Source organism: Empedobacter sp. R750, assembly GCF_030324345.1.
GTDB classification, from domain to species: domain Bacteria; phylum Bacteroidota; class Bacteroidia; order Flavobacteriales; family Weeksellaceae; genus Empedobacter; species Empedobacter falsenii_C.
Genome location: NZ_JACAGF010000004.1, coordinates 25,711 through 51,913, shown reverse-complemented (window position 1 = coordinate 51,913; position 26,203 = coordinate 25,711). Strand labels below are relative to the sequence as shown.

The following is a 26,203-nucleotide window of genomic DNA, read 5'->3' as shown; positions in this document are numbered from 1 at the left end:
TTTTTATTGCGAAATTAACTTTTATTTAATCTCTCAATTGGACTGCAAATATAGCCTATTAATCGGTACTTGCAAATAATTTTGACAAAAAAATAAAGGTTTTTTACACCTTTATTTCTAAATTAAAGAATCTAAATTATTTACGCCAATGTAACTTCGCGAAATAAATCCTTCTCCACCTTCAGTTCCGATTAATCTTCCTAAATCATACGCACGATATCGGATAGAATCAGTAAAGTTTTTCGATGAAATTGGCGTTTGAGGTTCGCTCGAATTTGGATCAAAAAATTGCGTTTTATAAGCCATGCAAGCTTCTACTTTTGTATCAACAAAACCAGAAATATCAACCACAAAATGAGGTTCTAAAGGTAACCATTGAATGTAGTGGAAGTGTTTTTTGGGACGCCAAGCTGGTAATCCATTTTCAATTTTTGGTAAACCTGATAAGAAAATAGCAGTATTCACTAAATCCGAACCTTTTCCATGATCTGGATGGCGATCGTGAGGTGCATTACTCAAAATAATATCAGGTTGATATTTGCGAATAATTTCGACAATTTTCAATTGATTTTCTTTATCATTCAAGAAAAAACCATCAGGAATTCCAAGATTTTCTCTTACAGCAACGCCCAAAATATTTTTGGCATCATTTGCTTCTACACGGCGCGTTTCATCGGTACCACGAGTTCCCAATTCTCCCTTTGTTAAATCGAGAATACCAACCGTTTTACCGTTTTTAATTTCTTTTGCAAGTGTTCCTCCACATCCCAATTCTACGTCATCAGGATGCGCTCCAATTGCAAGAATATCTAACTTCATTTACTATTTATTTAACCAATCTATTATTTCTTTTGAATCTGGAGTTACTTTTGATGGATATGAAGCCTCTAAAGTTCCGTCTTCGTTAATCAAAAATTTTGTAAAATTCCATTTTACATCATTGTCAGATTTTCCGTTCAATGATTTTTTTGTTAAGAATTTGAAAATTTCATTTTGATTTTTTCCGATTACATCACTTTTTGACATCAAAGGAAAAGTTACGCCATAATTTAATTTACAAAAACTTGCAATTTCTTCGTTGTTGTCAAATTCTTGACCTCCAAAATTGTCTGAAGGAAATCCAACAATTACTAATCCTTGATCTTTATATTCTTGATACAATTTTTCTAAAGCATCATATTGAGGTGTGTAACCACATTTTGAAGCTGTGTTAAGGATTAAGATTTTCTTTCCTTTCAAATCAGCGAAATTAAAATCGTCATCATTGATATCCTTGAATGTATAATCGTAAATTTTGTTCACTTTTTGAGGTGTTTTTGTTGTTTGATGAATGGTTTGCTTTTTAGAAACTTTCTTAGTTTCTTGCGCATTACAAGCTATAAATAGCCCTAAAAATCCGATGAATAAATATTTCATTGCGTACTATTTTAAACAAATTTAAAAAAAAATGTTACGATTTGTAAGTTAAAGTAGGTTAAAATAAAAAAGCTCAAAATATTGTTGAACAAAAAAGCTTTCTCAGATCTGAGAAAGCTTTTTTGTTATTCATATAATTTCGTTGCAAAATCCTTCATCGGATTTCTAACTTTTTTCATTGGCGCTAACCAATCTTCACTATCTCGGTATCCCAAAGGAAGCATCAAAACACTTCGCATTCCTTTTTCTTTCAAATCAAGCAAATCATCTAATTCAGCATTATCAAAACCTTCCATTGGCGTACTATAAATTTTCAATTCTGCAGCTTGAGCAAGCGCAAAACCTAATCCAATGTAGGCTTGACGAGCAGTATGTGCAAAATTTTCTTCAGAAGTTTGAGGCAAATAAATTCCTTTCAATTTATCTGTATATGAACCAAAACGACCTCTTGGCAAATCTCTCTCATCCGTTGTATAATCGTAAATTGCATCAATACGATCTTCTGTGTAACGATCCCAAGCTACAAAAACCAATAAATGCGAACAATCTACAATCGCTTGCTGATCATAGGCAATTGGAACAATTTTTTGTTGCAATTCTTTGTTTTTAATAACCAAAATTCTGAACTGTTGCAAACCTGATGAAGTTGGCGCTAAACGAGCGGCTTCAACAATTTTTTTAACGTCTTCTTCTTCAACAATCAAAGACGGATCATATTTTTTTGTGGCGTAACGCCATTTCAAATCATCTATTAAAGACATAATTACTTATTTAAAATCTTTCTAAAAATACATCAAAAAAGTAATCGACCGACCAAAAAATATGCTAAAATTTATGTTATTTATCTTGTTTCCATTCCAAAAAATAACTTCCAGTTGCATTCGTAGAATTCCAACGAACTTGATAATCACCTTTTGCTAAATCAACTGTAAAATTTTCTTCTTTCGAATTTGTAAGTTGACGATTAAACACAACTTCATTATTTTGATCGACAATTTCAAACATCATTTCGCCTTCTAATTTGATATTCGAATGAAAATTAGCAGTTAAGCTTTTCGATATATTTAACTTAATATAACTCGTTCCAGAAGCATCTTCAAATTTCGCTTTTGTCCAATTATCACCATTCGAATTCGACCATTTCGAATCTCCAACTCCTTTGTCAAAAAAAGTTCCTTGCGATTTGATATTTGGATTATCCACTTTTCTATAAAAATTATTCGAGTCAACATCTGCATTAACTTTTACTGTAATACATGATTGTAACGAAATCATTGCGATAATAAGTGCTATTTTTTTCATATTAGTTTCTGTTTTACTAAATAGATGCAGCATTTTGAAAAAAGTTACAGCAAACAAATATTTTTAAATCATTTTTGATATGCGTAACTTTCGCAAAAATTAATTTTTTATATACTATATAATGAAACACTTCTTTTTTATTTTTCTCATTATAAGCCAAATATCAAATGCTCAAGATTTATACAAATATTTTAAATCACCTAAGAATATTATAAAAGTAGAATCTTGTAAAAATATTTCAAATAAAAATGAAAATATTAAATGTTTAGATACAGTTTTTACTAATGATTTTGACGCTTATTTTAGTAATAAAAATTCAATAAATTATGACTCAATAAAATCTAATAGAAATACATATTTTGAAGCTAGATTTGAAATGATTTATAATGAAAATGGAAATCTGGATTTACAATTTAAAGAATATAGTGGCTTTAATCAAAATTTAATTAATTCATTTAAAAGTAAAACAGATGTTTATTTGGTAGGTTTCAAAAATCATGTTTTAAAAAATTATGAAAATGTTATTCCTGCAATAGATTTTGATAATAAAGATATTCAAAGCAAAATACCTCTAACAATTGGAATAAAAACTCTAAATAATGATGTTTATTTTGGATATAAAAATATACATTATAAATATTTAGATCTTAACAATTATAAGAATGAGGATGAAACAAAGAAGTTTTATTCATATGTCTATAAAAAAATAGAAAATACTTTTAATGCTGATTTTGCTCCTTTAGCTAAAAAAAATAATATAGATAAAGCTTATGCCCATGTTTATTTTACATTGGATGAAAAAGGTAAAGTAATTAAAATCGAAAATGTTCAAGAAGGAAATAAGGTTTTTGAAAAATATTTAATTGAACAATTCAATAAAATTCGAAAAGATATTGAAAGTAATAGTGTTCCTGCTAAATTAATTGATAATACAGCTGTTGAAAGATCTTATTTAATGTCTTTTAAATATGGATATAATTAATATTCTGATGAACGATACTACAGCTCAATTTCTGCAAGAAAACTTTACTCAAAAAGCAATTGAAAGTTTAACTCAACTTTCAGGAGGAGGTTCGGCTCGAGTTTATTCGAGATTTTTTGATCAAAATCAATCGTATATTTTGGCTGAAAGCTCTAATATTGAAGAAAATAAAGTGTTTATTCAGTTTTCATTAGATTTAAAAAAAGTCATCAATAATATTCCAGAAATTGTTTCAGTTTCAGAAGATTTCATAACCTATGTTCAAACAGATTTAGGCGACGAAACTTTGATGAATATTGTCTTGAATGATTTCGAAAAAGCAAAACCTTATTATTTTAAGACTTTAGAAAAATTAGCAATTGCTCAAATTCAAGGTGCAACTAAAATCGATTTTAATCATACTTTTTCATATCCTAAATTAGATAAAACATTAATTTTAAGAGATTTATTTCAGTTTAACTTTTATTTTTTAGATGTCTTAGGAATTGATTACAATGCAGGAAAATTAATCAAAGATTTTGATCGTTTTGCGTCTCAATTTGATAAACTTTCGCCACAAGGTTTTGTGTTCAGAGATTTCCAAACGCGCAACATCATGATTCATCAAAACGAACCTTATTTTATCGATTATCAAGGCGGTTTGTATGGACCTGTTGTCTATGATTTGGTTTCGTTAATTTGGCAAGCAAAAGCCAATTTACCGTTTGAATTTAAGAAAGAATTGTATGAATTTTATTACCAAGAATTAACCAAACAAATTCCGACTTTAGTTCCGATAGATTTTCGACAATCGTACGAATATTGTGTAGTTGCTCGACTTTTACAAGTTTTAGGAACCTATGGGTTGAGAGGAATTATTGAACGAAAAAAACACTTTTTAGAAAGTATTTCGTTTGGGCTTAAAAACTTAGAATCTATAATCGATTATCCTATATTACAAAATTATCCAGAATTAAAACATATTATAAAAATCCTTGTTCTACCAGAAACGTTAGAACGCATAAATCATAAAATAAATGGCTAAATTAAATATCAACGTTCGTAGTTTTTCATACAAAAAAGGAATTCCAACCGATCCTACTGGAAATGGTGGAGGTTTTGTTTTTGATTGTCGCGGAATCTTAAATCCAGGGCGTATCAAGGAATATAAAACGCAAACAGGGCGCGACGAAGACGTGAAAAAATACTTGGAAACAGAAACTAAAATTGCAGTTTTCTTAGAAGGTGTTTTTCAAGTAATCGACATCACAATCGAAGATTATTTGCAACGCGATTTTGAAAATTTAGAGATTAATTTTGGTTGTACAGGCGGGCAACATCGTTCGGTTTATTCTGCTGATGCGACTGCAAAACATATTCAAGAGAAATTTCCAGAAGCGCAAGTTACATTACATCATGTTGTGCAAGAAGAAAAAAATTGGATAAACGAGGCGTATTAATATGAAAGCAATGATTTTTGCAGCGGGTCTTGGGACTCGTTTAAAACCATTTACTGATAACCATCCCAAAGCTTTAGCCGTTGTAAATGAAAAACCTCTTTTGCAGCGAAATATCGAATATTTGAAATCTTTTGGAATTGAAGAAATCGTGATTAATGTGCATCATTTTGCAGATCAAATCATTGAATTTTTAGAAGAAAATAATTATTTCGGAATTGAGATTACTATTTCAGATGAAACGGATCAGGTTCTTGAAACTGGTGGTGGTTTAGTGAAAGCAAAAGCTAATTTTGAGGAAGATTTTTTGGTGATGAATGTAGACATTTTAACAGATCTAAACCTTGCTGATTTTATCAAAGCACATCAAGAAAATAAAGCATTGGTAACGTTGGCAGTTTCGGATAGAAATTCGTCTCGCAAACTATTTTTTAATAAGCAAAATGAATTGAAAGGTTGGCGAAATCTGAAAACCGAAGAAGAAATAAAAGCTATAGATTCTTTAGACAATTGCAAAGATTTGGCTTTTAGCGGAATTCATGTTATTTCTCCTTCTCTTTTTGATAAAATTACGGAGAAAGGTAAATTTTCGATCATGAAAGTCTATATGGATTTAATGCAAACTGAATCTATCATTGGTTTTGACCATTCTGGCGGAATTTTAATAGATGTTGGTCGACCAGAAAGTGTATTAGAAGCTGAAAACTATTTTAAATAAATCAAAAACTCAATTCATCGAATTGAGTTTTTTTATGCAAAAAGTTTATATATCTTAGAACGAATGAAATACATCAATTATTTTGTCTATTTAACTATTGTTGTAGTGATAATTCTCACTTCAATAATTTACTTTTCTTTCAAAACTAAAGTTGGGAAAATTGATAAAAAAGAAATCATCGATCAAGGAACTTCATTTGAGCCTTGTTCTTCTACTATTTATGAATATTATAATGATGGTTTCGGCTATAAAACTGAACGTTATGGAATTCGTAAAGTAATTTCTGAACCAATTCATCAATTAAACTTCCCTAATTTTTCTGGAAATATAAATGTACGTTTTGTGATTAATTGTAAAAATGAAATTGGCTATTTCAGAATTAAAGCAGTTGACCAAAATTATAAAAAGGTTGAAATTTCTGATGATTTGCAAAAGAAAATTGTTGCGATTATTCAGCAATTAAATGATTGGAACGGGAAAAATGAAGATTCATATTATCAAATACAAATAAAGTTAAAGAATGGAAAAGTTGAAGACATTTTTTAAGTCAAAAACGTGGCGAATTATTTGGGGAACATTGAAATTATTTATTTCTATTCCAATCTTTTGTGTAAGTGTTTTTTACATTAACAAATTCTTATTTTCTTCTAACAATAAATTGTTTGTATTTGCTGGTGACACACAAGGCTCTTTTTATTCTGAATTTATGTTTGATCGTTTATTAAAATCAGAACCTAAGAATTCTAAATTTTGGTGGGAATCATCAGTTGCATACAATAAAAGAGGAGATTTTGAAGAAGGAATGCGTCGCTTAAATAAGGCAAATTCTTTAAACGCTACAGATCATTTAGGTTATACAGGTTGGATTAAATATACAAAACTAAAAGATTACGAAAATGCCTTAAAAGATTTTCATCGATTAGATAAATTGTCAAACGTTGTGGAATATCCTTGGGGCGAGAATATTTATTTTCAAATGGGAATTTGTTATCAAGGTTTAGGAAATTATGATTCCGCGATTGTTTATTATGATAAATTTATTGCGTCCGAAAAAAATCCCGATAATATTTATCCAAGAATGTACACTTATCGTGGAAAAATTGAAGCGGATCGAAAAAATTATCCAAAAGCTTTAGATTTTTACAACAAAACAATCGGTTTGGATAAAAATATTGCGGAAGCCTATTATTATAAAGCCGAAACATATAGACTTATCAATCAAAAAGATTCAGCTAAAGTAAATTATAATAAAAGTTTAGATTTAATCAGAAATAATTATAAAAATCAAGATGCTTATGATGAAGTATTTTTAGAAATTTATGATACAGAAATTCAGGATAAATTGAAGGAATTGTAAATGTAATTACTCAAAAAAAATCAATAAAACTCTCCATCTACATAAAACCATTTGCCATTCTCTTGCACAAATGTAGAAAGTTCGTCATGTTCGTAGATCTCACCTTGTTTGTCTTGGTAATAAGCTCTAAATCGAACTTTATTAGCTTTTGCAAAAACAATTTCTAACTTCAACCATTTATTCGATTTTGCCCAATCTTCGATATCGCTAAAATCATTATCTTTTTGTGTAGAAGAATGTGTTGTATCAACTAAATATTCAGGCAAAACCATTGCAAAAGCAGCATAACGAGAACGCATCAACTCTTCGGTAGTTTTTGGCAATTCTTTATTCAAATGAAAAAGTTCGCAACAATTTTCATATTCTTTTCCAGAACAACAAGGACAATTCATTTTATTCATATTTTTTGCAAAGATACTATTTACTTGTCTTTGTGGTAATGATAATGATCTTGAATCACCACTTGAATAAAATCAATATTTCCTAAACCATCACTTTTCACCTCCATTATTTCCTCTAGTTTTCGCGTTAATTTTAATAAAATATCATAATTATTATTGTGCAATGCAGACGTAAAATTCTCTTTTACAATATTAATATCACGATCAGACAAGCGATAAACTTCAGGAAAACGAATTTTATAAGTTTCAGAAACTTCAGCAAAAATGGTTTGTGATAAATCTAATTTCGGATTCAAATCAATCAAACATGTATTTGCCACAATATCGCCTAAACGTTGACCATTTTTATTAATAATCATTGTAATCAACGCGATAAGTCCAGTAAATAAAAATAATTCTACAATTCCAATCACCCAACGTAAGAAATAATCGAAATTATTGGCACGGTTTCCATCCATTCTTATTACACGAATCTTCATGATCCATTTTCCAACAGTTTGCCCTTTCATCAAAATCTCTAAAATCAATGGATAAAGTAAAAATATAAAACCTATTATACTATAAATTCCCATTCGAAACCATTCGTCTCTATTCGGAATAAACTCCGAAAAATAAGACATGCCGTAAACTAATACGATCCGGATAATCATATCAATAATATAAGCAAGTAAACGTTTTCCGAGTGGCGCAATATTATAAGCAATTTGCACGTTTTGTGGTGTATTGACTAAAAGTTTATTCATATATTTGGTTCACTAACAACTACTCTACTATGAGAGAAGCGCATTTTATTGATAAAAATAAGGCGAAATGGTCTGATATTGAACATAATTTGAAAAATAAAATTGATGTTCATCTAGATATTTTAGCAAAAAACTACATCGAAATTACAAATGATTTGGCGTTTGCTCAAACTTATTACCCAAAAAGTAAGACAAAAGATTATTTGAACGAGTTGGCTTTATTTGCGCATCAGTCAATTTACAAAGATCAACGAACTTCTGGAAATCAATTTGTACAGTTTTTCAAAGAAGATGTGCCAAATGTAGTCTACAAAAATCACAAAATGTTGTTGTATTCATTCCTAATTTTTGCTTTAGCGGTTTTAATTGGCGTTTTATCATCGCATTTCGATCCAGATTTCACACGATTAATTTTAGGAAATCAATATGTAGACGAAACGTTAATGAATATCAAAAAAGGTGATCCTGCGGCAATTTACAAATCAGGAAGCCAGACAGGAAGTACATTAGCGATTACAATCAATAATATTCGAGTTGCGTTTTTGGCTTTTACATTGGGCTTATTTTTCAGTATTGGATCAGGATATATTTTATTTTCGAACGGGATTATGTTAGGTGCATTTCATTATATTTTTTTCAAAGAAGGTGTTTTGGGAAAGGCGATGTCAGCAATTTGGATGCATGGAACAATCGAAATTTCGGTGATTATTATTGCAGGAGCTTGCGGTTTGATGTTAGGAAATGGCTTTATGTTCCCGAAAACTTTATCGCGAAAAAAATCACTCATAATCAAAGCAAAAGAAGCAGTAATGATTTTATTAAGCACTGTTCCAATGTTTATTATAGCTGGATTTATCGAAGGTTTTATTACGCGTTTATATGATGTAAATATTGTATTGAGTTTATCGGTTATAATCCTTTCATTAATCTTAATTGTTTGGTATTATATCATTTATCCGATTCAAAAAAATAGACAAAAAACTTTTTCGTTCAATCAAACTTTAGAATCGAATGAAACAATTTAGACTATTTTTTACATTTACATTATTATTGATTCAATTCGTTGTTTTTGCGCAAGAAAAAACAGTAGAATTTAAAGCATTCAAAGAAAAATATGCTGGAAAAGAATTTAATTACGAAGATGTTCCAAAACCTAAAAAAGAATTCGAACCAGGCTTTTTCTCAAAATTAATCGAAGGTATTTTTAGATTTCTTTCTTATTTACCTTGGGAAATCATTTTCTATTTTGTGATTGGATTATTCTTAATTTTTCTTGCCACACGTATTTATAAAAATGGAGGAATTCTCAAACGAAATTCGAAAAAATTATATGATGAATCTGATTTTGATTTTATCGAAGAAAATTTAGCTGAAGTTAATTTGAATTCATTAATCAATAAAGCTGAAACAGAACAGAATTTTGCTTTAGCAATTCGTTATTTGCATTATCAAAATCTACAAAATTTAGATAAAAAAGGTTGGATTGAATGGGATCCGAAGAAAACAAATCAGCAATTTATCAATCAAATAAAAGACGAAAAATCAAAAATTTTATTCAATCAAAATACTAAAATTTTTAATCAAGTTTGGTTTGGAGAATTTAAAATTGATGCAAATAAATACCACGAATTCAAGACAAATTTCAATCATTTTAATCAATATTTAGCCTCATGAAAAAGAAATTAGGTATTCTATTAGGCGCGGTTTTATTGGTCGGAATTTTTGTATTTTCTTTCTCAAAACTTCGTTATAAACTTCCTAAATCATGGGATGTAAGCCTTTATCAAAATAGTAAAGATCCGTACGGATTATTTATTATGCACGAAGAACTTGGAAATTTGTCCAATGGAAAAATGAAAGATTTGGAAAAACTTTCTGAATTAAAAATTGATCCTAAAAAAGCAAAAGATTATGCAGTTGTTGTGCTTGGTTCTGAGATTTATTTTGATACAGTTTCTAAAAATCTATTAAGCAAAATTGTCAAAAACGGTGGAGTTGTGATGGTTGCAGATTATCATGACAATTTTGGTGATGATTCAAATGGAAAAGAAGATATTTACGAAGAAACGTATTCTACGGATACAATAACAGCTGACTCTACAGTAGTTGAGGAAAATATGTTGTATAATCAGACAATAAATATTAATGATAATTTCGAACTTCGAACAAATAAATCTTTTAAAATAAAGAAGAAAAAAGAAGTTGAACATCATTATTTTAGCGACATCACAAGTGATTCTGAAATTCTTGGAACACTTACTTATAAAGATAAAGCTTATCCAAATTATTTAAAAATCAAACCAAAAGATTACAAAGGTTATTATTTGTATCATGCAGAACCGCTTTATTTTACGAATTATTATTTATTAAATGAAGACAGTTATTTCTATGCTAAATCAGTTTTAGAACCATTAAAAGGGAAAACTATTTTTTGGTACAATACCTCGAAAACTTATGCAGGAAGTTCGTCAATGATGCGTTTCATAATGGGTGAACCAGCTCTAAAAGCTGCTTGGATAACACTATTGGTTTTACTTTTCTTCTTTTTACTTTTTAGAAGTAAACGCGAACAACGCATCATTCCAATTTATACCAAAGAAGAAAATCATACCGTCGAATTTGCCAAAACAATTTCTTCTTTATACCAAGAAAATGGCGAAGTAAAAGACATTGTTTCAAAGAAAATCGATTATTTTTTATACAAATTGAGAAAAACATTTTTAATCGAAACAGACGATATTACGAATAAACAATTCATTGAAATTGTTGCACAAAAAGCAAATTTGAGCCAAGAAGAATGTCTTGAAAAATTCACGATTCTTAAAAATATTTATCAAAAAAATCAACCAAATGAACACGATCTAAAGATTGTGTATCAAATCATCGAAAACTATAAACAAAAAGCAAATATCTAATGAGCGAAAATACATATCAACCATTCGAAAATAGAGTCGATTTTTCGGATGTACAACATAAAATGCAAGCTGTAAAAAATGAATTGAAAAAGGTAATTGTCGGACAGGATGATATTATTGATCAATTGATTTTAGCTTTGCTTTCTAACGGTCATTCTCTAATTGAAGGTTTACCTGGAGTTGCCAAAACAATGATGGCAAAATTGTTGGCAAAAACGATAGATTCTGGTTTTAGTAGAATTCAGTTTACGCCAGATTTAATGCCTTCTGACGTGATTGGAACGTCTATTTTAAATTCTAAAATCAATGAATTTGAGTTCAAAAAAGGACCAATTTTTTCGAATATTATTTTGATTGATGAGATTAACCGTTCGCCTGCAAAAACTCAAGCGGCTTTATTCGAATCGATGTCAGAAAGACAAGTGACAGTTGATGGAACAACTTATCCTTTACAAGCACCTTTTTTGGTTTTTGCAACTCAAAATCCAATTGAGCAAGAAGGTACGTATCGCTTACCAGAAGCGCAATTAGATCGTTTTATGTTCAAGATTTATGTTAAATATCCTTCGTTAGAAAGTGAAATTGAATTATTGAAAGAACAACAAGAACGCAAAAATATCGACAAAGAATCGTTGGTAGAAAAAGTAATTTCAGGAAATGAAATTATTGAGTTCCAAGATCGCATAAAATCGGTTTTCGTGCATGAAGCTCTAATTACATATATTGCGACAATTGTTCATCAAACCAGAATCGATCAAACCTTATATATGGGCGCATCGCCACGTGCTTCTATCGCGATTTTAGATGCAGCAAAATCTAATGCAGCCGTGAATAGACGCGATTTTGTGATTCCAGAAGATATCAAACAAATTGCGCATACAATTTTGGGACACCGCGTTGTGATGGTTCCAGAAAAAGAGATGGAAGGTTTTACAACACAACATATTATTCAGCAAATTATTGATCGCGTAGAAATTCCTCGTTAATGAAATTTTTCAGAAGCTTATTTCTTACCAATCGCTTTTTTTATGCGGGATTATTGATTGCATTTTGTTATGTGATCGCATTTTTTCTACCTTCTATTTACATTATTGCAAAGATTTTGACACTTGTATTTATCGTTAGTGTTATTGTCGAAATATTTTTGATTTATATTCCTAAAACTTCCATTGAAGTTATTCGAAATTATCCAGAACGATTATCAAATGGTGATGAAAATGAATTGGAACTTTTCGTAACAAATCATTATCAATTTCCGCTGAATGTAAGGATTATAGAAGAATTTCCTGTTCAATTACAATTAAGAGATTTTCAGTTTAGAAAACGATTTAAAAGTGGTCAAAATACTAAATTTGATTTCAAAATTCGACCAACAGAGCGCGGTTCGTATAAATTTGGATTAACAAATGTATTTATTTCTGTTTTTGGATTGATTGAGAAAAAAATCAAAATAAACGAACCTATTTCAATTGCGTGCTATCCTTCTTATTTGCAATTAAAACAATTTCAATTGTATTCTACCGCTCAGTTACAGAATCAATTTGGAATGAAAAGGATTCGAAAAATTGGAACAAATACAGAATTTGAAAATATAAAAAATTATACGATTGGTGACGAATATCGTTTAATCAATTGGAAAGCAACAGCGAAAGCAAATCGATTGATGGTCAATCAATTTCAGGAAGAAAAATCGCAGCCTGTTTATTCGTTAATTGATTTGGGAAGAACGATGCGAATGCCTTTCGATGGTTTAAAATTGTTGGATTACTCGATCAATTCGAGTTTAGTTGTCGCAAATATTTCACTTCAAAAAAATGAAAAAGCAGGTTTAATTACATTTAATAAAAGAATTCAAGATCACGTTGTTGCTGACAGAAAAAATCATCAAATGCAATTGATTTTGGAGAAATTATACAATGTACAAACTGATTTTTTGGAAAGTGATTTTGGGCAATTGTATGCCTATATCAAACGAAAATTAACGCAACGATCGCTTTTATTTATTTATACCAATTTTGAAACGATTGATGGTTTGGAACGTCAATTACCTTATCTGAAATTGATTAAAAAATCGCATGTTGTCGTTTTGATTCTTTTTAAAAATTCAGAATTGAAGAAATTAAATTATCAGAAAGCAAAGACTACAACTGACATTTATGATCAAACAATTGCCGAAAAGTTTAATTACGACAAAGAATTAATCATAAATCGTTTGCATCAATTTGGGATTTTAACCATTTATTGCGAACCACAAGAATTGTCTATTAACTTAATCAATAAATATTTAGAGATAAAAGCGCGAGGTTTATTTTAAAAAAAGATTTATTTAACCAATTATTTAGAAAAAAAAGCACAATTATTGCTTAAAGTTGGTCAATTTAATCTGAACAACCCATGAAAAAACTATTTCAGATCTTTTGTTTAATATTAACAACAGGTCTTTTTGCGCAAACAAATTTTATCAAAAATAAAACATCTTCTACAAAGCGCGTAATCCTTTTGGACGCTGGACACGGAGGAACAGATACTGGTGTAAAAAAAGATGAATTTCAGGAAAAAGATATTGCGCTGAAAATTGCAGAAATTATTCAACAAAAAAATCCTTTTACAGATGTTGACTTTGTATTATTGAGAAAAGGTGACGAACAAATCATCAATACAAGTCGTGCGAAAATGATTAATGAAATAAAACCTGATTTGGTTTTATCAATCCACGCAAATTATAATGTAAAAGATTCGAAAAAAGGAACAGAAATTCACCTTTCTCCATTGAATCCTACTTTCGAAGAATGTAAAATACTTGGCGAAAAAATTGGAAAAAGTATAAGTTCTTTAGGTTTTGAAAACTTAGGAATTGTTGAAACAAATTCTAAAATATTACGAGATTCACAAGTTCCAATTATTATGATTGAAATCGGTTATTTGACAAATGACGATGACCGAAAAATCTTAACAAACGAAAGTAATTACCCCAAAATAGCAGATAAAATTTTTGAAGCATTGAAGAATTAATAATGCAATAAAGAAAGCCTTCTAAATTAGAAGGCTTTTGTATTTTCATTAAATTATCAATATCATATTTTTAAGAAGAAATCGCTTCAAAATATTCTTTTTCGATTTGTTCTCTAAAATCTGGATGCGCAATTTCAGCCATTGCTTTTACACGTTGTCTAATATTTTTTCCGAATAAATTTGCTACACCATATTCCGTTACAATATAATTTACATGCGCTCTTGTCGTCACAATTCCCGCACCTTGTTTTAGGAAAGGTACTATTTTATTTGCACCTTTTGCTGTTGTTGACGTTAATGCAATGATCGATTTTCCACCTTTACTTAAAGATGATCCGTATATAAAATCAACTTGCCCTCCAACACCAGAAAATATTCGCGAACCAATTGAATCTGCACTTACTTGCCCCGTAACATCTACCTCAATAGCCGAATTAATCGAAACCATTCTATTGTTCTGACTAATCTTCACAGGATCATTTGTAAAAGAAGCATCGCGCATTTCTACGCCAGGATTATCATCAATGAAATCATATAACAATTGAGAACCATGCGCTAAAGTTGAAACAATTTTACCTTTCAATAATTTTTTGTGTTCGCCTGTAATCACGCCAGATTTAACCAATGGAACAATTCCATCTGAAAATAATTCAGTATGAATTCCTAAACCTTTATGATTCTTCAAATTATTCAAAACAGCATTTGGAATAGAACCAATCCCTAATTGTAAACAACTTTTATCTTCAATTAATTCAGCAATATAATTCCCAATTTTAGCTTCTTCCTCCGTAATATTTCCATTATCCAAGATATCTAACGGTTGATGATGTTCTACTAAATGCGTGATAGTCGAAATATGTAAAATTCCGTCACCAAATGTGCGTGGCATATATTTGTTCACTTGCGCAATAACCACACGAGAAGTCTCAATTGCCGCTCTAATATTCTCCACAGAAGTCCCTAAAGAACAATAACCATGAGAATCTGGCTCAGAAATCTGAATTAAAACAACATCAACATTCAATTCAGTTCGAATCACTTTTCCCATTTCGCTAAAGAAAATCGGTAAATACGAACCATTTCCTTCTTTTATCGTGTGACGAACATTAGCTCCCAAGAAAAAAGAATTGACAAAAAATGAGTCTTTATAAGCAGGATTTGCATATTCTGCATTTCCACTTGTATGAATATGACAAAATTCTACATCTCTCAATTCATGCGCTCTCTTCGATAATTCTGACACCAAAAATGTAGGCGTAGCCGCAGCTGCATGAACGTAAACACGATCGCCAGATTTGATTTCTTTTACAGCTTCTGTTGCAGAAGTATATTTCATAAGTAGATTTTAATAATCGTGCAAAATAAAGGCTTTGATGCTTTATAAAAAACGATATTTTTCATCAAAATCTAATCAAATTTTATTCCTAATAATTGGAATTGTAGTTTGCGTTTTTCTTGATAAAAATTATTCATCAAAAAAGTCGATAGAACGGCGATAATTATAAAAAAATAATCTTCTGCGAGCTTCTAAATCATTGACACGAATCGACGAAACATCATCAATCTGAAAATATAAAGAACCTTCGTCTGTTCCTTCCGAACCAATACATTTCAACTCGAAATCATCTTCAGTTAAATTTCGAATAAAACCTGCAAAACGACTATTGTTATTTAATTGAATACGTGTGACATATTCGGTTTGATCATTTATTTCGCCTAAAATTTGACGAACCCAATTTTCTTCTGCTGTTGCATTAAATGTAATTGGATTTTCTTGATCCAAATCGGTGTGATGTTCTTTCAAATAATTGAGACATTTGCAGTAATCATCAACATCTATTCGACTAATTTTGAAATAAGGTTCGATTAAAATTCCATCTTTTTTACCATATTTCGAAATGTGTTGCATCGTAAAAAATTCGTCATTAAAATCTAAAATATATCCAGCCCAAAAATTGTCTCCTTCGGGATCATTGTAAACGGCAATAATTGATTGATTTTCTTTTGAATGTTGTAATATTTTATAGAAGTTAGAATTCATATTTCTTTGGGTTAAAGACTCAAATTACGAATCTTTGTGGATAAAAAAAAGGTTCTTGATTATTTCAAAAACCTTTTCTTACTATTAATTTGCTTTTCGGAAAATCGAAGCTTCATAACTTAATGATTGCCAATCTCCTTTTTGCAGATTATCTAATTTTATTTTTTTGTAGATATTTTCTTCTCCCGCAACTGTTATTGTAAATTGTGTACGATCTAAAATATTTTTTTCAGTAATTGTATAATTAATATCAAATTTCTTTTTTGTCAATTTCTCCACAATTGGTTTTAAATAAGCAATCGCAGCTTCAGAACTTTTGAATTGTTCGTTTTGTGGAAATTGCACATCAAAATATCCTTCGTATGTAAAATCTGGCTCTGTAATAATCAAATTATAAGGATCAGCAAACAAAGCAGGACGCTGTTTTTGATATTCTTTTTCGGTTTTATATTGACGTTTTTCTTCTTTATAAATCAACGGATATTTATCAGCAAGAACAGCTAATTTATCGGCATCATAAGAATATGGAATTCCATCGTGAAAAACATTGTACAACGCAGGATTCACCAACCATTGATCGACAATTTTCTTATCTTTTACCATATAAATCATCACTCCATTATCTTGTGCTTGAAAAGTAGACGATTGATATCCGTACTCCAAAATTGGTTTTCCTAATTGTATAGCCGCAGCATTTTCTAACATAAAATTAAACTTCTCATAAGCCTTTGTTTCATCGCTTAAAGGAGCCATTCCATATACTTTTGTCGAAGCATCTACATTTTTATCATTAATCATAGAGGTTACTTGCGCTGTTGCAAAATTTGCAAGAACAACAGTGGCTGTAAGTAAAATTTGTTTTATCATGTATTGTATATCTTTATTTTAATAATGTGTTCCAAATTTATTGATAAATTTCGATAGTTATCTTACCTGATTGCGTAATACTTCCGCGATACATTCCGGCAGTGTTAAAAGGAAAACTTGCTTGACCATTTTTATCTAAAATAATCATTCCGCCATCGCCACCTAAATCACCAATTTTTTTGATAACCTCTTCACCAGCTTTTTTCGAAGAAAGTTTTTTGTAATTCATCAAAGCCGCAACATCATATGCCGCAACAGCTTTTATAAAATATTCACCCCAACCTGTACTCGAAACACCAACTTCGCTATTTGCATAGGTTCCAGCTCCGATAATTGGCGAATCACCAACACGCCCAAAACGTTTGTTTGTCATTCCGCCCGTCGAAGTTCCTGCCGAGATATGACCTTTATTATCCAAAGCAACTGCGCCAACTGTACCAAATTTTTCGTCAACAAAATTGAATGGAACATACGCTTGTGTTTTAGCATCGTGGTCTAATTCCATTTTTTCTTTGTCTTTTTCTAAAACTTTTTGAAGAGAATTCCAACGTTCCTCTGTTTTGAAATAACTTGGATCAACAATTTCTAAACCTTGAGTTTGAGCAAATTCTTCTGCTCCTTTTCCAACCATCATCACATGAGCAGAATTTTGTAAAACAGCTTTTGCTGCTAAAATAGGGTTTTTAATCGTGGTAACTCCAGCCACAGCTCCAGCTTGCATTGTATTTCCGATCATCAACGAAGCGTCTAATTCATTTTTACCTTCATGTGTAAAAACTGCTCCTTTTCCAGCATTAAACAAAGGCGAATTTTCCATTACTTTTATAGCCTCTATCACCGCATTTTCACTTTCGCCACCTTGTTTGATGACTTCATAGCCTTTTGTCAAAGATTCAGCTAAAGCATCTCGGTACGCTTTTTCCTTTTCGGGTGTCATATTTTTTTTCAAAATTGTACCAGCACCACCATGAATTACCAAAACAACTTTGTCTTGTTTCGTTTGTGCATATGTCGTCATCGTCAAAACGGATAAGATTAAACCAACTATTTTTTTCATGTGTAAAATTTTATTCAACGCCTAAAAATAGAAAAGTTTATAGAAATTAACTATTTTTAGCATTGAATTTGATAACGAAATATCAACAACTGTTATTAAACAAATAAATACCTATGAACTCTAATAAACACTATCTCTCTAATAACATTTTATTGCAATTAGCTTTTATTGCAATTATACTTTTAGTTTTTGGATTAATTACCAAAAATTTATTGGCTTTTTTTCCAGGTTTTCTTGGTGCTTTGTGTTTGTACGTTTTGCTCCTGAATCCTTTGCAATGGTTAGTTAAAGTAAAAAAATGGAACAAATTAGGAAGTGTAATCTTTTTAATGATTAGTAGTGCAATTCTAATTATAGGACCTCTTTATTTATTAATTCAAATGTTAACGAATAAGGTTATGGTGCTATTAAATGACACAGCTCAAATTAAAAAAGATGTCAATAAAATTATTGAAATGTTGCAAACCAAATTTCATATTGATGTTTTTAGTGCGACTAACATTGAAAAAATAACTCAAGTTGGAGGGAAATTATTAGAAAAAACACTGAATGCTTCAATGGATATGACAGTTCAGTTGGGGGTTGCTTTCCTTATTTTGTATTTTATGTTGATGAATCATCAAAAACTTGAAAATTGGTTTTACAGAACTATTCCGCTTAAAACAAGTAATTTAGTGAAGATGAACAAAGATTTGAAAGATTTGGTCATTTCTAATGCAGTAGGTATGCCGTTAACAGCCTTTCTACAAGCAATTATTGCCTACATTGGATATCTTATTTTTGGAGTTGATGATGCCTTTACATGGTTTATTCTAACGATTTTTGCGGCGATGTTACCAGTAGTTGGAGCAGCCTTAATTTACGTTCCTTTGGCATTATTTTTATTAGCAAGCGGTGATACAGGACAAGCGATCGGATTATTGATTTATTGTTTTGTTATTGTTGGATTATCAGACAATTTGATTCGTTTAGTTTTACAGAAAAAAATGGCGGATGTTCATCCATTAATTACTATTTTTGGAGTAATCGTTGGAATAAATTTATTCGGATTTATTGGAATTATTTTCGGACCAATCTTATTTTCAGTATTCTTTTGGTTAGTCAAATTGTACAAATACGAATTTATTGATCCAAATCCAGAAGATTAATTATTATTAAAAACCAATTAAAAATGAGTATAGAAAACTTTAAATTCTTTAAGCCTTTAGAACAACGTTGGAGCGATTTTGATCCAATTGGTCATGTAAATAACGTATTTTATTTCGAATATTTTCAGACTGGTAGAGCTTATTATATGATGGCTTCGAGCAAAAAATGGCAGTGGACGCGTCACATGTTTGTTATTGCGCATATAGAAGCAAGTTACCAAAAAGAATTACGTCCAAATGCGATAGAACCTCGTATTGGTGTGCGTGTATCAAAATTAGGAAACAAGAGTTTCGATTTCGAATATATTGTCACAAGTAAAAGCGAAAATGGCGAAGATGTTATTCATTGTATCGGAAAAAGTACGCAAGTGATGTACGATATGGAAGAGAAAAAATCAATGGAATTGCCAGATTGGGTAAAAAATGATTTTAAGAATTACGAAGGTAATCTTTAGAAAATAATCCTAAAAAAATACAACAGTAGTTAAGTCTTTTCGTTAGATAATGATTAGATTTAACTACTGTTTCTTTTTAAACTCGTTGCGTTATGAAAAATTTGTTTTTAATGCGTCATGCAAAAAGTAAATGGAACGAAAATGTCTCGGATCAATTTAGTTCTATCACAGAGATTGGTGAATTCAAAACGAAGAAAATAGTGAATTATATTCATCAAAATTTTGAATTGAAATTTGATAAAATATTTTCGAGTAAAGCAGTTCGAGCAAAAGAAACTTCTCTACTTGTCAAACCTATTTTATTTCCTAATCAAACCATTCATATCGAAGATGATTTGTATACGTTTTCGCATTATTTATTGGATAAATGGATTAGAAATTTGGATAATGAATTGCAAAATGTTCTTATTTTTGGACATAATCCTGCGTTTACAGATATTACCAATCAGTTAGGAAATGAAATGATTTACAATCTTTCGACTTCTGGATTTGTCTGGATACAGTTTGATTCGGATAATTGGAAATCAATAGAAAAAGGAAAAACTATAAAAATAATTTTACCTAAAGAAATTAAATGAAAAAATATATAAACCGCGAAATCAGTTGGCTTTCTTTCAATGCGCGCGTGTTGCAAGAGGCTTCTGACGAAACAGTTCCGTTGTTAGAACGAATTCGTTTTTTAGGAATTTATTCTAACAATTTAGACGAATTTTATTCGGTTCGATATTCTACAATTTTGCGTTCGATACAGTTCAAAGATGTAGAAATCGTTTATCAAAATATTGTGCCAGATCAAACGGACGAAGAATTGATCGATGAAATCAATGAAATCGTACGTCAACAGAGAGTTCAGTATGATGATTTGCATAATAAATTGTTTAAAGAATTAGAGAATTACAATATTTTTGTGATTGATGATACGTCGATTCCAGAGAATTATTTAGAATTTATTTCCGAATATTTTTACAACGAATTTATTCATACAGTTGGAGTTTTTATTTTAGATGATATCAAAAAAGCGCCGCCTTTACGCGATGGATCGTTCTATTTAGCGGTAAAAATGCAATTAAAAGACAAAGTTCAATATGCACTTTTGATTGTTCCAACGCATTTATTTTCGCGTTTTATTGTGCTTCCAAAGTATGATCAAAATACTTATGTCATGTATTTGGAAGATATTATTCGTTTTCATTTGAAAGATATTTTCAAAATGTTTGATTTCGAAACAATTGAAGCTCATTCCATCAAAATTACACGAGATAGCGAACTTGATTTTGATAATGATTTGGAACATAGTTTATTAGAAAAAGTCATTAATAGTTTAGAAAATCGTAAAAAAGGTGTTCCTGTCCGATTAGTTTATGATGCTGAAATTGCACCAGATACGTTGAAATTTTTCTTAAAAAAATTACGATTAGACGAATATGATAGTATCAATCCGGGTGGAAAATATCACAACAAACGAGATTTGATGAGCTTTCCAAGCTTTGATATTCCAAATTTAACGTACGAAAAAATAAAGCCAATTATTCAGAAAAAACCTTTTGAATATAACAGTTATTTTCAAGCTTTTACGGAAAATGAGGAAATGATGATGGCGCCTTATCATGATTATTCTTTGTTGTTAAAATTTCTTCGTGAAGCCGCAATTGATCCGAAAGTAACCAAAATAAAAATTACTATTTATCGTGTAGCAAAAGATTCGCAAGTGATGCATTCGTTGATAAATGCAGCTATGAACGGAAAAGAAGTAACTGCTGTTTTGGAACTTCGCGCGCGATTTGATGAATCGAATAATGCGATGTGGTCGAAAAAATTGCAAGAAGCTGGTGTGAATGTTATTTTTGGGGTTCCGGGACTGAAAGTACATTCGAAAATTGGTTATATCGAGCGTAAACCAGAAGGAATGTTGGCACAGAAATATGTGTTTATCAGTACAGGAAATTTTCATGCAGGAACAGCAAAAATTTATACAGATTATACGTATTTCACAACCAATCCGGGAATAACAAAGGATGTTGAACAGATTTTTAAATTTTTCGGAGCTAATTATTTAAACTTAACGTACAATCATTTATTGGTTTCACCTTATGGAACGCGTAAAAAAATTGTCAAGATGATTAAACGAGAAATCAAAAATCATCAAGCTGGTTTACCTGCAGAAATCAATATGAAACTGAACAGTTTAAGCGATAAACAAATCATTGATTTATTGTACAAAGCTTCTCAAAAAGGAGTAAAAGTTCGCTTGGTTGTGCGTGGAATAAATTGTTTGATTCCTGGAGTTAAAAATCTTTCCGAAAATATTGAATGTGTCAGCGTTATTGATAAATTTTTGGAACATCCACGTGTGTATTGGTTTAAGAATGCGGGCGATGACAAAGTTTATATTTCATCGGCAGATATGATGGAACGTAATTTGGATAATCGTGTGGAAGTTGCGTGTCCGATTTACGATCATAAATTCAAAAAAATTGTTATGGATACGTTTAATTTGAGTTTTGAAGATAACGTAAAAGGTCGCCAAATAACGGCTGAATCTTCTTTGGAATACAAACGAAATAATAAAAAACCAAACCGCTCTCAGTTAACGACCTACGAATATTTTAAAAAATTAAACGAACAAGAAAATGAAGATTAGAAAATTAGGAGCAATAGATATTGGATCTAACGCCATGCGATTGTTGATTAATTATGTTTACGAAGAAGAAGGTCGTGCGCCAATTTTTAATAAAACCAGTATTGTGAGAATGCCAATTCGTTTGGGACACGACGTTTTTATTGATGGACAAATTTCCGAAACAAATATAAATCGTATCTGTGATGCTATGTTGTCTTATGCATTGATGATGAAGGTTTATGATGTTGAAATTTATAAAGCTTATGCAACTTCTGCCATGCGCGAAGCCAAAAACGGAAAAGATGTTGTAAAAAAAGTGATGAAAAAATCTGGAATTAACATCGAAATTATTGATGGAAAAACCGAAGCTGAATTACTTTTTAATACTGAATTAGGTGATTTTATACAAGACGAAAAAATCTATTTGTATGTAGATGTTGGTGGTGGTAGTACCGAATTAACGTTATTAAAAGATAATAAGGTTTTTACGTCAAAATCTTTTGAAGTAGGAACTGTACGTTTGTTAGAAAATAAAGTTTCGCCAAATACTTTTAACGAAATGAAAGAATGGATTCATGAAAACATTGGTCATGATGAAGTAGAATTAATTGGTTCTGGAGGAAACATCAACCATGTGTACAAATATTCTGGCGTAAAATTAGGAATGCCTTTGAGTAGCATTTATGTGAAAAAACATTATCAAATTTTACAAACAATGACTGCGGAAGAACGTATGCAGAATTTCAATATGAAGCCCGATCGCGCCGATGTAGTGGTTTATGCCATGGAAATTTACAACAATGTACTAAAATGGTCGCATGCAAAGAAAATTCATGTTCCTAAAATTGGACTTTCGGACGGAATTATTCGAAAAGTATATAAAGATTTAGAAAAATAAACGATGAGGTCAGATTAGTCTGGCCTTTTATATTAGTTAAATCGATTTTAATTTCCAAATTTTTTCTTTAAAATGTATTACTTAATTTAGTTTCTCAATTAATTAACACAATATATAATGAAGAAAAATTTAACGCTGATATTTTCTGCGTTTCTTTTATCTATGTCTGCTTATGCCCAAACGGCAGAGCAAATTGTAGATAATTATGAAGCAAAGGCAATAGCAGGTAATGTTGAGTACAAATTTGCTCAAACAATCAATGATGATCTTAATCAAAGGGTTTACACACAAAGAACTTTCCAAGGTATTCCAATTTATAACAGTTATTCAACATATATAATAAAGGATAAACAGGTTATTTCTAAAACTTCATCAGAAAATTTTAATATATCATTAAAGAATGCAGATATTTCTCCATCTTTAAATTTTAACGATGCTTTAAATAAAGTAGCTCAATCAGAAGGATTAAAATCTTTTTCAGATTCAAAAATAGACCAAAATGGCGTATATTTTTCGAAAGATGATTCTTCAGAATTGGTTTATTATATTAATGACCAAAACCAAGCAATTTTAAGTTATGCATTTAGTTATCAATTGGTAAAAGATAACCATAATGATATCATTCATGTTATTGTTAACGCAATGAATGGTGCAATTTTAGAAAAACATAACAACACATTAAGCTGTGGTTTTGATCATGGAGCTTTTCATAATGAGAATTTAGCTACATTTAATAAAGCTGATTGGGATTGGTTATATGCAGATGTTAAAAATGTAGCATCACCACAATACAATGTTTACCAATTACCTTTAGAGGCTCCTAATCGTGGAGGAAGATCATTTGCTGATCTTTCTGTTTCAAATGCAACTGCATCACCGAATGGTTGGCATAACACAGCAGAATCAACTGTAAAAACAAGAACAGAAGGAAACAATGTAAGAGCTGTTAGGGATCATGATTCTAAAGGGTATCAGACTTATAATTCTATATCAAATACAGTAACAATCAAAGATACTGATTATGCTGATGGAGGAAATGATCTGAATTTTGATTTTCCAATGAATTTGTCTAACCATCCTTATACTAATTGGGAAGGTGCAACCACTAATTTGTTCTATATGAACAATATGATGCATGATATTTTCTATAATTATGGTTTTACAGAGGCTAATGGAAATTTTCAAAAAGTTAATTTTGATAAAGGAGGAACAGGTAATGATGATGTTGTAGCCTTGGCACAAACAGGAGTGTCGTTAGGGTACACTAACAATGCTACTTTTGCTACACCTGCAGACGGAAGATCTCCAAGAATGGCAATGTACTTATGGAATAAAACTCCAGAACCACTAATTATTAATAGTCCTGCTAACATAGCTGGTAGTTATCAAGCTACTGTTCCTACTTGGGGAGGTACATTAACTTCTACTGCTTTAACTGGAGATCTTGCCTTAATTGTAAAAAGTGAAACGACAGGTACGCCTTATGATGGTTGTGGGACAATCACAAATGCTGCAGAAGTAAATGATAAGATAGCAATTATATACCGTGGAGATTGTTCTTTTGCTATAAAAGTAAAAAATGCTCAGAATGCTGGAGCTAAAGCTGCTATTATTGTAAATAATGTAGATGGGATGATTAATATGTCTGGAGATGATACAACAATTACAATTCCAGCAATTTCTATTAGTAAAGCAGATGGAGATGCAATTATGCAAGAATTGCAAAATAAAGTAGTCGTTAATGGATCTTTATTAAAACCAGATGAATCATTTATTGATGGAAGTTTAGACAACGGAATTATTGCACATGAATATGGACATGGAATTTCTAATCGCTTGACTGGTCCAATCACAAATGCTAACTGTTTGAATAATCTTGAACAAATGGGTGAAGGTTGGTCTGATTTCTTTGGATTGATGATTACTCAATTGCCATCTGATATAAGTACTACTAAAAGAGGAATAGGAACATTTGCTGTAGGTGAAAAGAAAGAAGGTGTTGGAATTCGTCCTACAGTTTATTCGACTGATATGACAGTTAATCCTGCTAGATATGGGTTCTTAAAAACTTATGGTAATTCAGATTCTCCTCACAATACTGGTTACGTATGGGCTTCTATGCTTTGGGATTTAAACTGGAAAATGGTTAATAAATATGGTTTCTCTCCAGATTTATATAATGGTAAAGCTGGTAATAATATGGCTATACAATTAGTAATGACAGGTCTTAAATTACAACCTTGTTCTCCAGGATTTGTAGATGGACGTGATGCTATTCTTAAAGCTGACGAACAATTAAATAATGGAGTTAATAAGTGTGAGATTTGGGAAGCATTTTCAGCTCGTGGTTTAGGTTATAGCGCTAAACAAGGAAGTTCTAACAGTAGAACAGATGGAACAGAAGCTTTTGATATGCCACCAGTTGAAGAGTTAGAATGTAAACTAGCTACTTCTGATGTTAAACAATCTACTTTCCAAATGTATCCTAATCCAGCTAAGGATGTAGTTTACATTGTTGATAAATCTATTAAAAATGATATCAAAGTTGATATTGTTGATATGACAGGTAAAGTTGTTTCAACTTCTAATGTAAAATTTGATGGTCAAAAAGGAACAGTTTCCACTGATAATCTACCAAAAGGTATTTACATCTTAAAATTTGAAACAGGTAATGGAACTATTACAAAAAAATTGATTAAAAACTAAATTTTAGTTTCAAAATAAATAAAACTAAAAATCCATCTCAATTTTTGAGATGGATTTTTTAATTTGGTTTAGATAATTGATATTGGTTTAGGTTGTTTTGATAAACTGGTTAGATTTATCAAAATAGCT

28 protein-coding genes are annotated in these 26,203 nt (G+C 30.5%); 18 read left to right on the top strand and 10 right to left on the bottom strand.

The window, feature by feature from the left end:
• Nucleotides 1-117: 117 nt before the first annotated feature.
• The 4 genes from bshB1 to HXZ74_RS05725 all read right to left on the bottom strand — a co-directional run bounded on the left by bshB1 (nt 118) and on the right by HXZ74_RS05725 (nt 2,718).
• The gene (bshB1, locus tag HXZ74_RS05740; protein ID WP_114999735.1) at nt 118-819 is read right to left on the bottom strand and encodes a bacillithiol biosynthesis deacetylase BshB1; all 702 of its coding nucleotides are present in this window, start codon (nt 817-819) and stop codon (nt 118-120) included.
• A gap of 3 nt (nt 820-822) precedes the next feature.
• Nucleotides 823-1,416 (bottom strand): glutathione peroxidase, encoded by a 594-nt coding sequence (locus tag HXZ74_RS05735; RefSeq protein WP_181816287.1) that lies wholly within the window; start codon nt 1,414-1,416, stop codon nt 823-825.
• Nucleotides 1,417-1,541: 125 nt separating this feature from the next.
• On the bottom strand, nt 1,542-2,177 hold the full coding sequence (locus HXZ74_RS05730) for an NAD(P)H-dependent oxidoreductase (RefSeq protein WP_286474272.1): 636 nt from the start codon (nt 2,175-2,177) through the stop codon (nt 1,542-1,544).
• 76 nt (nt 2,178-2,253) lie between these two features.
• Complete coding sequence (locus HXZ74_RS05725; RefSeq protein WP_152606167.1) at nt 2,254-2,718, bottom strand: hypothetical protein; 465 nt, start codon at nt 2,716-2,718, stop codon at nt 2,254-2,256.
• Between the two features lie 121 nt (nt 2,719-2,839).
• Here HXZ74_RS05725 and HXZ74_RS05720 point away from each other — a divergent pair, with 121 nt between their 5' ends.
• The 6 genes from HXZ74_RS05720 (at nt 2,840) to HXZ74_RS05695 (ending at nt 7,211) form a co-directional block, all read left to right on the top strand.
• On the top strand, nt 2,840-3,700 hold the full coding sequence (locus HXZ74_RS05720; RefSeq protein WP_114999740.1) for a hypothetical protein: 861 nt from the start codon (nt 2,840-2,842) through the stop codon (nt 3,698-3,700).
• A complete protein-coding gene (locus HXZ74_RS05715) occupies nt 3,687-4,724 on the top strand; it encodes an aminoglycoside phosphotransferase family protein (RefSeq protein ID WP_286474269.1) in 1,038 nt (345 codons plus the stop codon). Before HXZ74_RS05720 ends, HXZ74_RS05715 begins: the two co-directional genes overlap by 14 nt.
• On the top strand, nt 4,717-5,139 hold the full coding sequence (locus HXZ74_RS05710; RefSeq protein WP_125349094.1) for a RapZ C-terminal domain-containing protein: 423 nt from the start codon (nt 4,717-4,719) through the stop codon (nt 5,137-5,139). Before HXZ74_RS05715 ends, HXZ74_RS05710 begins: the two co-directional genes overlap by 8 nt.
• 1 nt (nt 5,140) lies before the next feature.
• Nucleotides 5,141-5,854 (top strand): nucleotidyltransferase family protein, encoded by a 714-nt coding sequence (locus tag HXZ74_RS05705; RefSeq protein ID WP_286474266.1) that lies wholly within the window; start codon nt 5,141-5,143, stop codon nt 5,852-5,854.
• A 63-nt stretch (nt 5,855-5,917) separates the two neighbouring features.
• Nucleotides 5,918-6,400, top strand: a complete 483-nt coding sequence (locus HXZ74_RS05700; protein WP_286474263.1) for a hypothetical protein — start codon at nt 5,918-5,920, stop codon at nt 6,398-6,400.
• A complete protein-coding gene (locus HXZ74_RS05695) occupies nt 6,375-7,211 on the top strand; it encodes a tetratricopeptide repeat protein (protein ID WP_125349091.1) in 837 nt (278 codons plus the stop codon). Before HXZ74_RS05700 ends, HXZ74_RS05695 begins: the two co-directional genes overlap by 26 nt.
• A 20-nt stretch (nt 7,212-7,231) precedes the next feature.
• On the opposite strand, the gene HXZ74_RS05690 is transcribed toward HXZ74_RS05695, so the two are convergent.
• Nucleotides 7,232-7,612 carry a YchJ family protein gene (locus HXZ74_RS05690; protein WP_114999750.1) on the bottom strand — a complete coding sequence of 127 codons (381 nt, stop codon included), beginning with the start codon at nt 7,610-7,612 and terminating at the stop codon, nt 7,232-7,234.
• Between the two features lie 20 nt (nt 7,613-7,632).
• Nucleotides 7,633-8,355: an RDD family protein gene (locus tag HXZ74_RS05685; protein WP_114999751.1), complete on the bottom strand. Its 723-nt coding sequence runs from the start codon at nt 8,353-8,355 to the stop codon at nt 7,633-7,635.
• Between the two features lie 29 nt (nt 8,356-8,384).
• Here HXZ74_RS05685 and HXZ74_RS05680 point away from each other — a divergent pair, with 29 nt between their 5' ends.
• From HXZ74_RS05680 to HXZ74_RS05655, 6 genes are all read left to right on the top strand, one after another.
• Entirely contained in the window at nt 8,385-9,380 is a 996-nt protein-coding gene (locus HXZ74_RS05680) for a stage II sporulation protein M (protein ID WP_286474261.1), read from the top strand.
• Nucleotides 9,367-10,029 carry a hypothetical protein gene (locus HXZ74_RS05675; protein ID WP_286474258.1) on the top strand — a complete coding sequence of 221 codons (663 nt, stop codon included), beginning with the start codon at nt 9,367-9,369 and terminating at the stop codon, nt 10,027-10,029. The genes HXZ74_RS05680 and HXZ74_RS05675 overlap by 14 nt, the downstream gene beginning before the upstream one ends.
• A complete protein-coding gene (locus HXZ74_RS05670) occupies nt 10,026-11,270 on the top strand; it encodes a DUF4350 family protein (RefSeq protein ID WP_286474255.1) in 1,245 nt (414 codons plus the stop codon). Before HXZ74_RS05675 ends, HXZ74_RS05670 begins: the two co-directional genes overlap by 4 nt.
• A complete protein-coding gene (locus HXZ74_RS05665) occupies nt 11,270-12,256 on the top strand; it encodes an AAA family ATPase (protein WP_114999758.1) in 987 nt (328 codons plus the stop codon). Before HXZ74_RS05670 ends, HXZ74_RS05665 begins: the two co-directional genes overlap by 1 nt.
• Nucleotides 12,256-13,584, top strand: a complete 1,329-nt coding sequence (locus HXZ74_RS05660) for a DUF58 domain-containing protein (protein ID WP_280061706.1) — start codon at nt 12,256-12,258, stop codon at nt 13,582-13,584. The genes HXZ74_RS05665 and HXZ74_RS05660 overlap by 1 nt, the downstream gene beginning before the upstream one ends.
• 80 nt (nt 13,585-13,664) lie before the next feature.
• Complete coding sequence (locus HXZ74_RS05655) at nt 13,665-14,282, top strand: N-acetylmuramoyl-L-alanine amidase family protein (RefSeq protein ID WP_114999761.1); 618 nt, start codon at nt 13,665-13,667, stop codon at nt 14,280-14,282.
• A 70-nt stretch (nt 14,283-14,352) separates the two neighbouring features.
• Here the strand turns inward: HXZ74_RS05655 and HXZ74_RS05650 are convergent, their stop codons facing one another.
• The 4 genes from HXZ74_RS05650 to HXZ74_RS05635 all read right to left on the bottom strand — a co-directional run bounded on the left by HXZ74_RS05650 (nt 14,353) and on the right by HXZ74_RS05635 (nt 18,247).
• Nucleotides 14,353-15,618: an acetyl-CoA hydrolase/transferase family protein gene (locus HXZ74_RS05650; RefSeq protein ID WP_286474252.1), complete on the bottom strand. Its 1,266-nt coding sequence runs from the start codon at nt 15,616-15,618 to the stop codon at nt 14,353-14,355.
• Nucleotides 15,619-15,747: 129 nt separating this feature from the next.
• Entirely contained in the window at nt 15,748-16,323 is a 576-nt protein-coding gene (locus HXZ74_RS05645) for a hypothetical protein (protein ID WP_114999765.1), read from the bottom strand.
• Nucleotides 16,324-16,407: 84 nt separating this feature from the next.
• Nucleotides 16,408-17,190: a hypothetical protein gene (locus tag HXZ74_RS05640; protein ID WP_114999766.1), complete on the bottom strand. Its 783-nt coding sequence runs from the start codon at nt 17,188-17,190 to the stop codon at nt 16,408-16,410.
• Nucleotides 17,191-17,227: 37 nt separating this feature from the next.
• Nucleotides 17,228-18,247, bottom strand: a complete 1,020-nt coding sequence (locus HXZ74_RS05635; RefSeq protein WP_114999768.1) for an isoaspartyl peptidase/L-asparaginase family protein — start codon at nt 18,245-18,247, stop codon at nt 17,228-17,230.
• 113 nt (nt 18,248-18,360) lie between these two features.
• Between HXZ74_RS05635 and HXZ74_RS05630 the strand changes: the two genes are divergently transcribed.
• The 6 genes from HXZ74_RS05630 (at nt 18,361) to HXZ74_RS05605 (ending at nt 26,074) form a co-directional block, all read left to right on the top strand.
• The gene (locus HXZ74_RS05630) at nt 18,361-19,395 is read left to right on the top strand and encodes an AI-2E family transporter (protein WP_114999770.1); all 1,035 of its coding nucleotides are present in this window, start codon (nt 18,361-18,363) and stop codon (nt 19,393-19,395) included.
• 23 nt (nt 19,396-19,418) lie between these two features.
• The gene (locus HXZ74_RS05625; protein WP_286474249.1) at nt 19,419-19,850 is read left to right on the top strand and encodes an acyl-CoA thioesterase; all 432 of its coding nucleotides are present in this window, start codon (nt 19,419-19,421) and stop codon (nt 19,848-19,850) included.
• 92 nt (nt 19,851-19,942) lie between these two features.
• Complete coding sequence (locus tag HXZ74_RS05620) at nt 19,943-20,428, top strand: SixA phosphatase family protein (protein WP_286474246.1); 486 nt, start codon at nt 19,943-19,945, stop codon at nt 20,426-20,428.
• The gene (gene ppk1, locus HXZ74_RS05615; RefSeq protein ID WP_286474244.1) at nt 20,425-22,491 is read left to right on the top strand and encodes a polyphosphate kinase 1; all 2,067 of its coding nucleotides are present in this window, start codon (nt 20,425-20,427) and stop codon (nt 22,489-22,491) included. The genes HXZ74_RS05620 and ppk1 overlap by 4 nt, the downstream gene beginning before the upstream one ends.
• Nucleotides 22,481-23,368: a Ppx/GppA phosphatase family protein gene (locus HXZ74_RS05610; RefSeq protein WP_286474241.1), complete on the top strand. Its 888-nt coding sequence runs from the start codon at nt 22,481-22,483 to the stop codon at nt 23,366-23,368. Before ppk1 ends, HXZ74_RS05610 begins: the two co-directional genes overlap by 11 nt.
• 117 nt (nt 23,369-23,485) lie before the next feature.
• Nucleotides 23,486-26,074 (top strand): T9SS-dependent M36 family metallopeptidase, encoded by a 2,589-nt coding sequence (locus HXZ74_RS05605; protein WP_038336590.1) that lies wholly within the window; start codon nt 23,486-23,488, stop codon nt 26,072-26,074.
• Nucleotides 26,075-26,203: the final 129 nt, after the last annotated feature.

Excerpts from the sequence above, each read along its gene's own strand:
- bshB1 (WP_114999735.1), bottom strand. The coding sequence starts at position 819 with ATGAAGTTAGATATTCTTGCAATTGGAGCGCATCCTGATGACGTAGAA.
- HXZ74_RS05735 (WP_181816287.1), bottom strand. The coding sequence starts at position 1,416 with ATGAAATATTTATTCATCGGATTTTTAGGGCTATTTATAGCTTGTAAT.
- HXZ74_RS05730 (WP_286474272.1), bottom strand. The coding sequence starts at position 2,177 with ATGTCTTTAATAGATGATTTGAAATGGCGTTACGCCACAAAAAAATAT.
- HXZ74_RS05725 (WP_152606167.1), bottom strand. The coding sequence starts at position 2,718 with ATGAAAAAAATAGCACTTATTATCGCAATGATTTCGTTACAATCATGT.
- HXZ74_RS05720 (WP_114999740.1), top strand. The coding sequence starts at position 2,840 with ATGAAACACTTCTTTTTTATTTTTCTCATTATAAGCCAAATATCAAAT.
- HXZ74_RS05715 (WP_286474269.1), top strand. The coding sequence starts at position 3,687 with ATGGATATAATTAATATTCTGATGAACGATACTACAGCTCAATTTCTG.
- HXZ74_RS05710 (WP_125349094.1), top strand. The coding sequence starts at position 4,717 with ATGGCTAAATTAAATATCAACGTTCGTAGTTTTTCATACAAAAAAGGA.
- HXZ74_RS05705 (WP_286474266.1), top strand. The coding sequence starts at position 5,141 with ATGAAAGCAATGATTTTTGCAGCGGGTCTTGGGACTCGTTTAAAACCA.
- HXZ74_RS05700 (WP_286474263.1), top strand. The coding sequence starts at position 5,918 with ATGAAATACATCAATTATTTTGTCTATTTAACTATTGTTGTAGTGATA.
- HXZ74_RS05695 (WP_125349091.1), top strand. The coding sequence starts at position 6,375 with ATGGAAAAGTTGAAGACATTTTTTAAGTCAAAAACGTGGCGAATTATT.
- HXZ74_RS05690 (WP_114999750.1), bottom strand. The coding sequence starts at position 7,612 with ATGAATAAAATGAATTGTCCTTGTTGTTCTGGAAAAGAATATGAAAAT.
- HXZ74_RS05685 (WP_114999751.1), bottom strand. The coding sequence starts at position 8,355 with ATGAATAAACTTTTAGTCAATACACCACAAAACGTGCAAATTGCTTAT.
- HXZ74_RS05680 (WP_286474261.1), top strand. The coding sequence starts at position 8,385 with ATGAGAGAAGCGCATTTTATTGATAAAAATAAGGCGAAATGGTCTGAT.
- HXZ74_RS05675 (WP_286474258.1), top strand. The coding sequence starts at position 9,367 with ATGAAACAATTTAGACTATTTTTTACATTTACATTATTATTGATTCAA.
- HXZ74_RS05670 (WP_286474255.1), top strand. The coding sequence starts at position 10,026 with ATGAAAAAGAAATTAGGTATTCTATTAGGCGCGGTTTTATTGGTCGGA.
- HXZ74_RS05665 (WP_114999758.1), top strand. The coding sequence starts at position 11,270 with ATGAGCGAAAATACATATCAACCATTCGAAAATAGAGTCGATTTTTCG.
- HXZ74_RS05660 (WP_280061706.1), top strand. The coding sequence starts at position 12,256 with ATGAAATTTTTCAGAAGCTTATTTCTTACCAATCGCTTTTTTTATGCG.
- HXZ74_RS05655 (WP_114999761.1), top strand. The coding sequence starts at position 13,665 with ATGAAAAAACTATTTCAGATCTTTTGTTTAATATTAACAACAGGTCTT.
- HXZ74_RS05650 (WP_286474252.1), bottom strand. The coding sequence starts at position 15,618 with ATGAAATATACTTCTGCAACAGAAGCTGTAAAAGAAATCAAATCTGGC.
- HXZ74_RS05645 (WP_114999765.1), bottom strand. The coding sequence starts at position 16,323 with ATGAATTCTAACTTCTATAAAATATTACAACATTCAAAAGAAAATCAA.
- HXZ74_RS05640 (WP_114999766.1), bottom strand. The coding sequence starts at position 17,190 with ATGATAAAACAAATTTTACTTACAGCCACTGTTGTTCTTGCAAATTTT.
- HXZ74_RS05635 (WP_114999768.1), bottom strand. The coding sequence starts at position 18,247 with ATGAAAAAAATAGTTGGTTTAATCTTATCCGTTTTGACGATGACGACA.
- HXZ74_RS05630 (WP_114999770.1), top strand. The coding sequence starts at position 18,361 with ATGAACTCTAATAAACACTATCTCTCTAATAACATTTTATTGCAATTA.
- HXZ74_RS05625 (WP_286474249.1), top strand. The coding sequence starts at position 19,419 with ATGAGTATAGAAAACTTTAAATTCTTTAAGCCTTTAGAACAACGTTGG.
- HXZ74_RS05620 (WP_286474246.1), top strand. The coding sequence starts at position 19,943 with ATGAAAAATTTGTTTTTAATGCGTCATGCAAAAAGTAAATGGAACGAA.
- ppk1 (WP_286474244.1), top strand. The coding sequence starts at position 20,425 with ATGAAAAAATATATAAACCGCGAAATCAGTTGGCTTTCTTTCAATGCG.
- HXZ74_RS05610 (WP_286474241.1), top strand. The coding sequence starts at position 22,481 with ATGAAGATTAGAAAATTAGGAGCAATAGATATTGGATCTAACGCCATG.
- HXZ74_RS05605 (WP_038336590.1), top strand. The coding sequence starts at position 23,486 with ATGAAGAAAAATTTAACGCTGATATTTTCTGCGTTTCTTTTATCTATG.